Here is an 11,835-nt window from a genome sequence, read left to right as displayed (position 1 = left end):
CCCCGCCACGCAGCGGCGCGACGGGGGGATCGATCCCGCAAGCGGAGTTACTTGATCCGCTGGCCCGGCTTGGCGCCGCTGTCCGGGCTCAGCAGGTAGATCTCTTCGCCACCAGGGCCGGCCGCCATCACCATGCCTTCGGAGATGCCGAATTTCATTTTTCGTGGCTTGAGGTTGGCGATCATCATGGTCAGGCGACCGTCGAGCTTGGACGGATCCGGGTAAGCGCTCTTGATCCCGGAGAACACGTTGCGTTGCTCGTCGCCGATATCCAGGGTCAGGCGCAGCAGCTTGTCGGCGCCTTCCACATGCTCGGCCTTGACGATCAGCGCCACGCGCAGGTCGACGGCGGCAAAAGTGTCGAAGTCGATTTCCGGCGACAGCGGATCCTTGGCCAGCTCGCCGTTGCCCGCAGGCTTGGCTTCACCGGTGTCGGTCTGGCTGGCGGTCAGGTCTTCTTTCGAGGCGTCGGTCATGGCTTGTACTTTCACGGGGTCGATCCGCGTCATCAGCGGCTTGAATGCGTTCAGCTGGTGGTTGCTCAGCAGGTGCTGGTGGTCGTTCCAGGTCAGCGGGGCGACATTGAGGAACGCCTCGGCGTCGGCGGCCAGCAGCGGCAGCACCGGCTTGAGGAAAATCACCAGCTGGCGGAACAGGTTGACGCCGGTGGCGCAGATGGCCTGGACCTCATCCTGCTTGCCTTCTTGCTTGTTCAACGACCACGGCGCCTTGTCGGCGATCCAGGCGTTGGCGCGGTCGGCCAGGGCCATGATTTCACGCATGGCGCGGGCGAAGTCACGGGCCTCATAAGCGTCGGCGATGCTCGGCGCGGCCGCCAGGAAGGCCTCGGTCAGCTCCGGCGCGGCGTTCTGGTCCACCAGCACGCCGGCGTTGCCTTTGTGGATGAAGCCGGCGCAACGGCTGGCAATGTTCACCACCTTGCCCACCAGGTCGGAGTTGACCTTCTGCACGAAGTCTTCGAGGTTCAGGTCCAGGTCGTCGACGCCGCGGCCCAGCTTGGCCGCGTAGTAGTAACGCAGGTATTCCGGCGACAGGTGGTCGAGGTAGGTCCGGGCCTTGATGAAGGTGCCGCGGGACTTGGACATCTTCTGGCCGTTGACGGTCAGGTAGCCGTGCACGTTGATGCCGGTCGGCTTGCGGTAGCCGGCGCCTTCGAGCATGGCGGGCCAGAACAGCGCGTGGAAGTTGACGATGTCCTTGCCGATGAAGTGGTACAGCTCGGCGGTCGAGTCCTTGCCCCAGAACGCATCGAAGTCCAGCTCCGGCGTGCGGTTGCACAGGTTCTTGAAGCTGGCCATGTAGCCGATCGGCGCGTCCAGCCAGACGTAGAAGTACTTGCCCGGCTCGTCGGGGATCTCGAAGCCGAAATACGGCGCGTCGCGGGAGATATCCCACTGCTGCAGGCCGACATCCAGCCATTCGGCGATCTTGTTCGCCACGGCGTCCTGCAGGGTGCCGCTGCGGGTCCATTGCTGCAGCATCTGCTGGAAGTCCGGCAGCTTGAAGAAGAAATGCTGGGAATCCTTGAGCACCGGGGTGGCGCCGGAAATCGCCGACTTCGGATCCTTCAGGTCGGTCGGCGCGTAGGTGGCGCCGCATTTTTCGCAGTTGTCGCCGTACTGGTCCTCGGTGCCGCATTTCGGGCAGGTGCCCTTGATGAAGCGGTCGGCCAGGAACATTTGTTTTTCCGGGTCGAAATACTGGGTGATCGAGCGCGTGGCGATGTGCCCGGCGTCGCGCAGTTTCAGGTAGATCTGGCTCGACAGCTCACGGTTTTCTTCGGCGTGGGTCGAGTGGAAATTGTCGAAGTCCACCAGGAAGTCGGCAAAGTCGGCGCTGTGTTCGGCCTGGACGTTGGCGATCAGTTGTTCCGGGGTGATGCCTTCCTTTTCCGCGCGCAGCATGATGGCCGAGCCGTGAGCGTCGTCCGCGCAGACATAGATGCATTGGTTGCCGCGATGCTTCTGGAAGCGCACCCACATATCGGTCTGGATGTACTCAAGCATATGGCCAAGATGGATGGAACCATTGGCATAGGGCAGGGCGCTGGTGACGAGGATCTTGCGTGGCTCGGACATGGGGCTCGGCTACTTGATGAAACGGAGGTCGGCCACTATAAAGCGCCGAGAAATATATTTCACCCCGTGAGCCCGGTTTTCCGCGGCCGTCGTAGCCATCGGCGGGCGTGCTATATGATGCTTTGGCATCCCGCCCACGCCACGGAACAGGTAGGATAGCCGCCTGATTTTCCCGTCTTGTTATCGGAGTTGCCCATGAGCGCCGTCAATCGCGCAGCGGTGGAAGCCGTTCTTCGCCAATACACCGACCCCTATCTGAACCAGGACCCGGTCAGCGCCGGTTGTGTCCGTTCCATCGACATCCAGGGCGACGAGGTGCGTGTCGAACTGGAGATCGGTTATGCCGCCGGTCTGTTCAAGAGCGGCTGGGCCCAGTTGCTGAAGCTGGCCATCGAAAACATGGACGGCGTGGTCATCGCTCGCGTCAATGTCACCAGCGTGATTGCCGCGCACAAGGCTCAGGCGCAGATTCCGGGCCTGGCCAACGTCAAGAACGTGGTGGCGGTGGCATCCGGCAAGGGCGGTGTGGGCAAGTCCACCACCGCGGCCAACCTGGCCCTGGCGTTGGCCCGCGAAGGCGCCAAGGTGGGGATTCTCGATGCCGACATCTATGGCCCGAGCCAGGGCATCATGTTCGGCATCGCCGAGGGTACCCGGCCGCAGGTCAAGGACCAGAAATGGTTCGTGCCGATCAAGTCCCACGGGGTCGAGGTCATGTCCATGGCCTTCCTGACCGACGACAACACGCCGATGGTCTGGCGCGGGCCGATGGTCTCCGGCGCCCTGCTGCAACTGGTGACCCAGACCGCCTGGGGCGACCTGGACTACCTGGTGATCGACATGCCGCCGGGCACCGGCGATATCCAGCTGACCCTGGCGCAGAAGGTCCCGGTGGCCGGCGCGGTCATCGTCACCACCCCGCAGGACCTGGCGTTGCTGGACGCGCGCAAGGGCGTGGAGATGTTCCGCAAGGTCAACATCCCGGTGCTGGGCGTGGTGGAAAACATGGCCGTGCATATCTGCTCCAATTGCGGCCATGCCGAGCATCTGTTCGGCGAGGGCGGTGGCGAGAAGCTGGCGACCCAGTACGGTGTCGAACTGCTGGCCTCGCTGCCGCTGTCGATGCTGATTCGCGAGCAGGCCGACGGTGGCAAGCCGACGGTGATCGCCGAGCCGGACAGCCAGATCGCCATGGTCTACCAGGAACTGGCCCGCCATGTCGGCGCACGCATCGTGTTGCAGGAAGCCGCGGCACCGGCGATGCCGAACATTACTGTCAGCGACGACTGAGCCGGTTGGGCCAACAAAAAAGCCCGGTGCAGTGCACCGGGCTTTTTTATGGATGTTTTATGAGCGGGCTCAGATCCGCAGGCCGCCGTCCAGCTCGAGAATCCGGCCGGTGTAATAGTCGTTCTCGAAGATGTAGGCCGCCGAATGAGCGATCTCTTCCGGCTTGCCCATGCGCTTGAGCGGGATACCGGAGGTCATTTTCTCCAGGGCTTCGGGTTTCATGCCCAGGGTCATTTCGGTTTCGATGAAGCCCGGTGCGATGCCGGCCACGCGAATGCCGTAGCGCGCCAGTTCCTTGGCCCAGGTCACGGTCGCCGCGGCGACCCCGGCCTTGGCGGCGGAGTAGTTGGTCTGGCCGATATTGCCGGCGCGGGAAATCGACGAGATGTTGATGATCGCGCCACTGGTTTTCAGCTCGACCATCTTTGCCGCGACTTCGCGGGTGCAGAGAAACACGCCGGTCAGGTTGACGTCGATCACCGACTGCCACTGGGCCAGGCTCATCTTGCTCATCTCGCCGTCCTTGACCTTGAGCAGCAGGCCGTCGCGCAGGATGCCGGCGTTGTTGATCAGGCCGTGAATGGCGCCGAAGTCTTCGGCGACCTGGGCGACCATGTGTTCCACCTGCTCTTCATTGGCAACGTTGCACAGGTAGGTGCGGGCTTCGACTCCCGCCGCCTGGCAGGCGGCAACGGCCTGGTCGAGCTTTTCCTGGTTCAGGTCGACCAGTGCCAGCCTGGCGCCTTTGCTGGCGAAATACTCCGCCATGGAGCGGCCCAGCCCCTGGCAACCGCCGGTGATAATGATTACTTTGTCATTGAGTTGCATTCGCATGCTCCGAAAGCAGAACTGGAGTGGTGTCTTTCAAGGCGCCTCTCTTGTGCGTCGGGCATGGCCTGGCTGCAGATTGAGAATTGCCCCGATGGCGTCGCTGGAACTTTGCTCCAGACGCCCGTCCGTTTTAGACGGATTCTATATAAGGAGTCATAAATTGAGCGTTGAAGCTGCGAAGCATGCACGAGAATTACTGCTCAAGGAATACCGTGGCGTGCTGTCGACGCACTCCAAGGCCATGCCGGGTTTTCCCTTTGGTTCGGTGGTTCCTTATTGCCTGGACGAGCAGGGGCAGCCGCTGATCCTGATCAGCCGCATTGCCCAGCACACCCATAACCTGCAGAAGGATCCCAAGTGTTCGCTGCTGGTGGGCGAGCGCGAAGCTGAGGACGTCCAGGCAGTGGGGCGCCTGACCTATCTGGCCGAAGCCGAAAAGCTCGAAGACGCCGCGGCGATCGAGGCGTCCGCCGAACGTTACTACCGCTATTTCCCGGAGTCGCAGAACTACCACAAGGCCCACGATTTCGATTTCTGGCGGCTCAAGCCGGTACGTCATCGCTACATCGGCGGCTTTGGCGCGATCCACTGGATCGACCAGGTGACGCTGGCCAACCCGTTCGCCGGCAAGGCCGAGCTGAGCATGGTCGAGCACATGAACAGCGATCACGCCAAGGCGATCGCCCATTACGTGGACCTGGCCGGCCTGCCGAAAACTGCTGCGGCGCAACTGGCCGGCATCGATACCGAGGGCATGCACCTGCGGATCGGCCAAGGGGTGTACTGGCTGCCGTTCCCAAGCCCTTGTAATACGCCGACACAAGTACGCGAGGCCTTGGTTTTTCTGGCTCACGCCGAGCAATGGCCGAAAAATGCCGGGGCCGAGGCTTGAATTCACGAATTGCCGACGTCATCTAGGGTCTACTGGAAGGCATTCTTCCGTAGAGGAAACCATTTGATGCGCCCTTTTCTGTTGCTCTTTCTGCTGTTCCCGGTGCTAGAGCTGTTCGTCTTCGTCAAAGTCAGCGGTGCGATCGGGTTTTTCCCGGCACTGCTGCTGATCATCCTGGGCTCGATGCTGGGTGTGCTGGTCCTGCGCGTCGCGGGGCTGGCCACGGCATTGCGTGCCCGTGAAAGCCTGAACCGCGGCGAGCTGCCGGCCCAGACCATGCTTGAAGGCCTGATGCTGGCCCTGGCGGGCGGCCTGTTGATCCTGCCTGGCTTCATCAGTGACGTATTCGGCCTGTTCATGCTGTTGCCGATCACCCGTCGCCTGCTGGCCAACAAGATGCGCCAGCGTGCCGAAGAACAGGCCATTCGTCAGCGTGCCTTCGCCGACGACATGCAGGCCGCCCGTGGCGGACCTGCGCCGCAGCGCCCTCTGGGGCGTGAGCCGAATGTGATCGAAGGCGAGTTCGAGCACCGCGATTCCTGAGTCTCTCAATGATCGACACGGCACCTTCGGGTGCCGTGTTCGTTTTGCCCGACTGAAAATCTAAAAAAATTCACTGGGCAGCCCTTGTAATAAGCATATGCGCCCACATGTATCGGTCACCGCAAGGTTTCTGGTGGCGACACCAGACAGACTTCCGCGTCTCGCTCGTCGAGCCGCAACCGGCCACGCCGGATTTGTTAACCCGCCGGTAACGACACCGGCCGCTGAAAACCATAATTAGGAGAGATCGACAATGAAGCTTCGTCCTCTGCATGACCGCGTCGTTATCCGTCGCAGCGAAGAAGAGAAGAAAACCGCTGGCGGTATCGTTCTGCCAGGTTCGGCTGCTGAAAAAGCCAACACCGGTGAAGTTCTTGCTGTAGGTCCAGGCCGCGCTCTGGAAAACGGTGAAGTACGTGCGCTGGCCGTGAAAGTGGGTGACAAGGTTGTGTTTGGCCCTTACTCCGGCAGCAACACTGTGAAGGTAGACGGCGAAGACCTGCTGGTAATGGCTGAGAACGAAATTCTCGCCGTTATCGAAGGCTGATTACCCGCTCATTTTCCCGTTACTACAAAGTATTTAAGGAATATCGATCATGGCTGCTAAAGAAGTTAAATTCGGCGACTCCGCCCGCAAGAAAATGCTCACCGGCGTTAACGTACTGGCTGACGCGGTAAAAGCGACCCTGGGCCCGAAAGGCCGTAACGTGATCATCGAGAAGAGCTTCGGCGCTCCGACCATCACCAAGGACGGCGTTTCCGTCGCCAAAGAAATCGAGCTGAAAGATCGCTTCGAAAACATGGGCGCGCAGTTGGTAAAAGACGTTGCTTCCCGTGCCAACGATGACGCCGGCGACGGTACCACCACCGCCACCGTACTGGCTCAGTCGATCGTCAACGAAGGCCTGAAAGCCGTCGCTGCCGGCATGAACCCGATGGACCTGAAACGCGGCATCGACAAGGCGACCATCGCCATCGTCAAAGAGCTGAAAGGTCTGTCCAAGCCATGCGCCGATTCCAAGGCCATCGCTCAGGTCGGCACCATCTCCGCCAACTCCGACAACTCCATCGGCGACATCATTGCCGAAGCCATGGAAAAAGTCGGTAAAGAAGGCGTGATCACCGTTGAAGAAGGTTCGGGCCTGGAAAACGAACTGTCTGTCGTTGAAGGCATGCAGTTCGACCGTGGCTACCTGTCCCCTTACTTCATCAACAAGCCGGACACCATGGTCGCCGAGCTGGACGGCCCGCTGATCCTGCTGGTGGACAAGAAGATCTCCAACATCCGCGAAATGCTGCCAGTGCTGGAAGCCGTTGCCAAAGCCGGCCGCCCACTGCTGATCGTGGCTGAAGACGTTGAAGGCGAAGCCCTGGCGACTCTGGTTGTGAACAACATGCGTGGCATCGTCAAAGTCGCTGCCGTCAAGGCACCAGGCTTCGGCGACCGTCGCAAGGCCATGCTGCAGGACATCGCCGTCCTGACCGGCGGTACCGTCATCTCCGAAGAGATCGGCCTGAGCCTGGAAAGCACCACCCTGGAGCACCTGGGTAACGCCAAGCGCGTGATCCTGTCCAAAGAAAACACCACCATCATCGACGGTGCTGGCGTTGAAGCGGACATCCAGGCTCGTGTGACCCAGATCCGTCAACAAGTGGCCGACACTTCGTCCGACTACGACCGTGAAAAACTGCAAGAGCGTCTGGCCAAGCTGTCCGGCGGCGTTGCGGTGATCAAGGTTGGCGCCGGTTCCGAAGTTGAAATGAAAGAGAAGAAAGCCCGCGTTGAAGACGCCCTGCACGCTACCCGTGCAGCCGTTGAAGAAGGCGTGGTACCTGGCGGTGGCGTAGCCCTGATCCGTGCTCTGCAATCGATCAGCGGCCTGAAAGGCGACAACGCCGACCAGGACGTGGGTATCGCTGTTCTGCGTCGCGCTGTCGAAGCACCTCTGCGCCAGATCGTTGCCAACTCCGGCGACGAGCCAAGCGTAGTGGTCGACAAGGTCAAGCAGGGTGAAGGTAACTACGGTTACAACGCTGCTACCAGCGAATACGGCGACATGATCGAAATGGGCATCCTGGACCCAACCAAGGTGACCCGTTCGGCGCTGCAAGCGGCATCCTCCATCGGCGGTCTGATCCTGACCACCGAAGCGGCTGTTGCTGAAATCGTTGAAGACAAGCCTGCAGCTGGCGGCATGCCAGACATGGGCGGCATGGGTGGCATGGGCGGCATGATGTAAGCCAGCCTTACCCCTGTACGAAAAAGCCCCGCCGGCGAAAGCCGGCGGGGCTTTTTTATGGGTGGGCGTTTTTGCCTGGGCCATCGCCGCGAGCAAGCGTGCTCCTACAGGTGTGCGTGGTTTTGTAGGGAGGGCTCGCTCGTGAAAAGACCTCAGGCCTTCACCGGCTCCACCTCCATCGCCGGATCGGCCTTGGCTGCCGGTCGATAGAGAATGAAGTAGTACGCCCCCAGGCAGATCAGCCAGCAGAAGATCGCGGTCCAGACGTTGTGGGAGAAGAAGTGCGCGCCCTGCAGCATGCGCCCGACCGAGAACACCGTGCCGAGGGCAAAGGCGAACACCAGCGCCTTGCGCGCCAGGCGCGGGCGGCGGTCACGCAGGACAAAAAACAGCGCGAACAGGGTGAAACCGGTGGCGGCATGGCCGCCTGGCCAGCAGCGACCAGGCTTGTCGGTCGCTGGCCGGGGGCTGAGCAGTTCGCTGTAGGTTTCCTTGCCGCCGAACTCTTTCAGGCTCCACGGGCACTGCACGGCGGTGACCGCCTTGACCGGGGTGACAAAGGCGGTGGCCAGGCCCAGGGACAGCACCAGGCAACCCAGCTCGCGCTTGAACGGCTTGAGACGCTGGACGAAGAAGGCGCCGATGAAGCCGACAATGGCCAGCACTGAAAAGACGATGACCAGCTGCTTGGCCCGGTCATGCAGGATATTTTCCAGGAAATAACTGTGGCCGCCGATGAAACCGCCAGCAGCGGGGTCATAAAAGTACCGGGCCAGGTCCATGTCCAGGGTGGTCAGTTCAAGCAGCAGCAGGATGACGGCAGCCAGGGCGGGTATGCCCAGGCAGATCCACCAGTTCAGCGCTCTGGAGGCGGGGCGGGCGAGGGTCAAAGCCATGGAAAGTCCTTCGAGGGAAGCGTTGCGGTCGCGGGTTCCCGCGGAGTCTGGAGCGGCCCTTGTCGTCAGCGTGTGAACCCTGGGTGAAAAACTCGTCAAGGCCCTGGAACCCTGCGGCGGCATTCGCCGCGGGGGCTTGAACAACCCTAGCCGTCAGCCACGCTTGGCCTTAAGCTGCGCGAGCCAAGACGGCCGTAACTGTGTGCGGAGAGAGTGCCCATGCGAATTCTACTGGTTGAAGACAACCGCGATATTCTGGCCAACCTGGCCGACTACCTGGGGCTTAAAGGCTACACCGTGGACTGCGCCCAGGACGGTCTGTCGGGCCTGCACCTGGCCGCCACCGAACATTACGACCTGATCGTGCTCGACATCATGCTGCCGGGTATCGACGGTTACACCCTGTGCAAGCGCCTGCGCGAAGATGCCCGCCGCGATACGCCGGTGATCATGCTCACCGCCCGCGATCAACTGGACGATCGCCTGCAAGGCTTCAAGTCCGGGGCCGACGATTACCTGGTCAAGCCCTTTGCCTTGTCCGAGCTGGCCGCGCGCGTCGAGGCGGTCATGCGCCGTACCCAGGGCGGCGGGCGCCGGGCCCTGCAGGTCGGCGACCTGAGTTATGACCTCGACACCCTGGAGGTCACCCGTGCAGGGCGCCTGCTCAAGCTCAACCCCGTGGGGCTCAAGTTGCTGGCGGTGCTGATGCAGAAGAGCCCCCATGTGCTGCGCCGGGAAATTCTCGAAGAGGCGCTGTGGGGCGACGACTGCCCGGACAGCGACAGCCTGCGCAGCCATGTCCACCAATTGCGCCAGGTGATCGACAAGCCGTTCGGCAAACCGTTGCTGCATACCGTGCACGGTGTCGGTTACCGCCTGGCCGAGGGTCGTGATGGAGTTTAAGCAAAGCCTTTCCCAGCGGATCATCATCGCCTTTGCGCTGATGAGCGCGCTGGTCGCTGGAGCCTTCGCCCTGGGTATCGTGGCGACGGTGCACCTGGTGGAAGAAAAGCTGATTTCCGCGGGCCTGGGGGGCGACCTTCAGCGTCTGCTGTTGATGGACAACGTTTCCGACTGGAGCCACCGTCCCGAGCCGGACCAGCTGTTTTACTTCAGCGGCGGGCGCGGCGACTTCGATCTGCCCAAGGATCTGCGGCATCTGAATCCGGGCTTTCATGAGGTCTTCCGCGAACAGCTGTCGTATCACGCCATGGTCGAAGTGGTCGACGGTCGACGCTATGTGCTGCTGCAGGACCAGAGCGATTTCGAAGAGCGCGAACGGGTGCTCTTCGCGGTGGTGCTGGTGGGCTTTGTGCTGAGCCTGGCCTTGGCGGTGTTCCTCGGCTGGGTGCTGGCGCGTCGGGTCATGGCGCCGGTGGTAAGGCTGGCGCGGCAGGTGCGCCATCGCGACCAGTTGCTGGGGCTGGCGCCGCCATTGGCACCGGACTACGCGGCCGACGAAGTGGGGGAGCTGGCGGTGGCCTTCGACGCCACCCTGGGGCGCTTGCGCCAGGCCCTGAATCGCGAGCGCCTGTTCACCAGCGATGTCAGCCACGAACTGCGTACGCCGCTGATGGTACTGGCCAGCTCCTGCGAACTGTTGCTGGAAAACCCGGCGATCGATCAGCGTGGTCGGGCGCAGGTCGAGCGTATCGCCCGGGCATGCGGCGAAATGCGCGAGCTGGTCCAGACCTTCCTGATGCTGGCCCGCGCCCAGCGCGAAGACGGCGGCATGTCGCCCCAGGCAACCTTGAGCCAGGTGGCCGAGGACCTGATGGGCCTGTGGGGCGGACCGATCCGGCAAAAGGGCCTGGAGCTGATCTTCGACGCCGGCCAGCCGCTGGACACCCGCTATAACGCCACCTTTTTGCACGCTGTGATGGGCAACCTGCTGCGCAATGCCTTGCATTACACCGAGCACGGCTTCATTCGCTTGAGCCTTGAGCCGAGCGGCTTTGTGGTCGAGGACAGCGGTGTGGGCATTCCCGAGGAGAAACGCGAGGCGATGTTCGAGCCTTTCGTGCGCGGCAATGAGAAGCGCGGCGAGGGCCTGGGCCTGGGCCTGTCGCTGGTGCAGCGGATCTGCGAGGACCAGGGCTGGAGCGTCAGCCTCAGCACCATGGAGCCCAACGGCTGCCGGTTTCATGTCGAGTTGAACCGCCGCACGGCATGATGGGTCTCCATGACTGCTGCGTGGGTCGTCACGGGAATTTCCCCGATTGATGGCCCCAGGCCACTTATGGGAGCCTGTAAAACTCTGAAATATTTCCACTCTGGACCGGACGAAGTTTTCACAAAGACATGACCTGACGCTGACAAGCCGCTGCCTAAGGTGGGGCCATCAGATTCAGGAGACTGTGTGATGGCGCCCCCGATCAAGCTGGAGTTTTCCGAGAAGTACGACGAACAGCACGCTCAGGAGTATCTGCTCAAGCATCAGGATGGCGTCGCTCGCCGTCTGTCCCACAAGCGTGACGAGCAGTTGGCGCGTGCGGCGCTGGCCATGGCCGGAGAGCCGGGGCTGGTGCTTGACCTGCCCTGTGGTGCCGGGCGTTTCTGGCCGTTGCTGGCGGAGAAACCCAACCGCGTGATCATCGGTGCGGACAATTCCGCGGCGATGTTGAAGATCGCCACGGTGGCGCAACCGGCTGACGTGGTGAAACGGGTACAACCCTTGCAGACGTCTGCCTTCGACATCGACTTGCCGGATAACGCCGTCGACAGCATTTTCTGCATGCGGTTGCTGCACCACATTGGCGAGTCGTCCCATCGCCTGGCTCTGCTCCGGGAGTTCCAGCGGGTTACCCGGGACAGCGTGATCGTTTCACTGTGGGTCGATGGCAATTTCAAGGCCTGGAAACGCAAGCGCATGGAAGTCCGGCGCAAGGAGGAATCCGGGCAGGAAGGTTACCAGAACCGTTTTGTGTTACCGGCTGCCACGGTTGAAGAAGAATTCAAGCAGGCCGGGTTTCGCGTTCAGGATCATCTGGACTTTTTTCCGCTCTACGCCATGTGGCGAGTCTACGTATTACGCAAGAGGTAAC

General features: G+C 61.8%; 11 protein-coding genes. 8 read left to right on the top strand and 3 right to left on the bottom strand.

Annotation, left to right across the window (positions count from 1 at the left end; all coding sequences use genetic code 11):
- Positions 1–47: 47 nt before the first annotated feature.
- Entirely contained in the window at positions 48–2,099 is a 2,052-nt protein-coding gene (gene metG / locus PMI20_RS26890) for a methionine--tRNA ligase (RefSeq protein WP_007932694.1), read from the bottom strand.
- Between the two features lie 195 nt (positions 2,100–2,294).
- Between metG and apbC the strand changes: the two genes are divergently transcribed.
- Entirely contained in the window at positions 2,295–3,389 is a 1,095-nt protein-coding gene (gene apbC / locus PMI20_RS26885; protein WP_007932696.1) for an iron-sulfur cluster carrier protein ApbC, read from the top strand.
- A 69-nt stretch (positions 3,390–3,458) separates the two neighbouring features.
- On the opposite strand, the gene PMI20_RS26880 is transcribed toward apbC, so the two are convergent.
- Positions 3,459–4,217 carry an SDR family oxidoreductase gene (locus PMI20_RS26880; protein WP_007932698.1) on the bottom strand — a complete coding sequence of 253 codons (759 nt, stop codon included), beginning with the start codon at positions 4,215–4,217 and terminating at the stop codon, positions 3,459–3,461.
- A 163-nt stretch (positions 4,218–4,380) separates the two neighbouring features.
- On the opposite strand from PMI20_RS26880, the gene PMI20_RS26875 reads away from it, so the two are divergent.
- From PMI20_RS26875 to groL, 4 genes are all read left to right on the top strand, one after another.
- On the top strand, positions 4,381–5,112 hold the full coding sequence (locus PMI20_RS26875) for a HugZ family pyridoxamine 5'-phosphate oxidase (RefSeq protein ID WP_007932700.1): 732 nt from the start codon (positions 4,381–4,383) through the stop codon (positions 5,110–5,112).
- A 66-nt stretch (positions 5,113–5,178) separates the two neighbouring features.
- Positions 5,179–5,655 (top strand): FxsA family protein, encoded by a 477-nt coding sequence (locus PMI20_RS26870; protein ID WP_007932702.1) that lies wholly within the window; start codon positions 5,179–5,181, stop codon positions 5,653–5,655.
- Positions 5,656–5,908: 253 nt separating this feature from the next.
- Positions 5,909–6,202, top strand: coding sequence for a co-chaperone GroES (locus PMI20_RS26865; RefSeq protein WP_007932704.1), 294 nt, complete (start codon positions 5,909–5,911; stop codon positions 6,200–6,202).
- A 49-nt stretch (positions 6,203–6,251) separates the two neighbouring features.
- A complete protein-coding gene (gene groL, locus PMI20_RS26860; protein ID WP_007932705.1) occupies positions 6,252–7,895 on the top strand; it encodes a chaperonin GroEL in 1,644 nt (547 codons plus the stop codon).
- 152 nt (positions 7,896–8,047) lie between these two features.
- Here the strand turns inward: groL and PMI20_RS26855 are convergent, their stop codons facing one another.
- The gene (locus PMI20_RS26855; protein ID WP_007932711.1) at positions 8,048–8,791 is read right to left on the bottom strand and encodes a phosphatase PAP2 family protein; all 744 of its coding nucleotides are present in this window, start codon (positions 8,789–8,791) and stop codon (positions 8,048–8,050) included.
- Between the two features lie 219 nt (positions 8,792–9,010).
- On the opposite strand from PMI20_RS26855, the gene colR reads away from it, so the two are divergent.
- The 3 genes from colR to PMI20_RS26840 all read left to right on the top strand — a co-directional run bounded on the left by colR (position 9,011) and on the right by PMI20_RS26840 (position 11,834).
- Complete coding sequence (colR, locus tag PMI20_RS26850; RefSeq protein WP_007932712.1) at positions 9,011–9,694, top strand: two-component system response regulator ColR; 684 nt, start codon at positions 9,011–9,013, stop codon at positions 9,692–9,694.
- Entirely contained in the window at positions 9,684–10,964 is a 1,281-nt protein-coding gene (locus PMI20_RS26845) for a sensor histidine kinase (protein WP_007932713.1), read from the top strand. Before colR ends, PMI20_RS26845 begins: the two co-directional genes overlap by 11 nt.
- A 189-nt stretch (positions 10,965–11,153) precedes the next feature.
- Positions 11,154–11,834 (top strand): class I SAM-dependent methyltransferase, encoded by a 681-nt coding sequence (locus tag PMI20_RS26840; protein ID WP_007932714.1) that lies wholly within the window; start codon positions 11,154–11,156, stop codon positions 11,832–11,834.
- The last annotated feature ends 1 nt before the right edge of the window (position 11,835 follow it).

The sequence above is a fragment of the Pseudomonas sp. GM17 genome (genome assembly GCF_000282175.2).
GTDB classification, from domain to species: Bacteria; Pseudomonadota; Gammaproteobacteria; order Pseudomonadales; family Pseudomonadaceae; genus Aquipseudomonas; species Aquipseudomonas chlororaphis.
The sequence above is the reverse complement of the archived record's forward strand: the minus strand, read 5'-3'. Positions and strand labels throughout refer to the sequence as shown.

Excerpts from the sequence above, each read along its gene's own strand:
- metG (WP_007932694.1), bottom strand. The coding sequence starts at position 2,099 with ATGTCCGAGCCACGCAAGATCCTCGTCACCAGCGCCCTGCCCTATGCC.
- apbC (WP_007932696.1), top strand. The coding sequence starts at position 2,295 with ATGAGCGCCGTCAATCGCGCAGCGGTGGAAGCCGTTCTTCGCCAATAC.
- PMI20_RS26880 (WP_007932698.1), bottom strand. The coding sequence starts at position 4,217 with ATGCAACTCAATGACAAAGTAATCATTATCACCGGCGGTTGCCAGGGG.
- PMI20_RS26870 (WP_007932702.1), top strand. The coding sequence starts at position 5,179 with ATGCGCCCTTTTCTGTTGCTCTTTCTGCTGTTCCCGGTGCTAGAGCTG.
- PMI20_RS26865 (WP_007932704.1), top strand. The coding sequence starts at position 5,909 with ATGAAGCTTCGTCCTCTGCATGACCGCGTCGTTATCCGTCGCAGCGAA.
- groL (WP_007932705.1), top strand. The coding sequence starts at position 6,252 with ATGGCTGCTAAAGAAGTTAAATTCGGCGACTCCGCCCGCAAGAAAATG.
- PMI20_RS26855 (WP_007932711.1), bottom strand. The coding sequence starts at position 8,791 with ATGGCTTTGACCCTCGCCCGCCCCGCCTCCAGAGCGCTGAACTGGTGG.
- colR (WP_007932712.1), top strand. The coding sequence starts at position 9,011 with ATGCGAATTCTACTGGTTGAAGACAACCGCGATATTCTGGCCAACCTG.
- PMI20_RS26845 (WP_007932713.1), top strand. The coding sequence starts at position 9,684 with ATGGAGTTTAAGCAAAGCCTTTCCCAGCGGATCATCATCGCCTTTGCG.
- PMI20_RS26840 (WP_007932714.1), top strand. The coding sequence starts at position 11,154 with ATGGCGCCCCCGATCAAGCTGGAGTTTTCCGAGAAGTACGACGAACAG.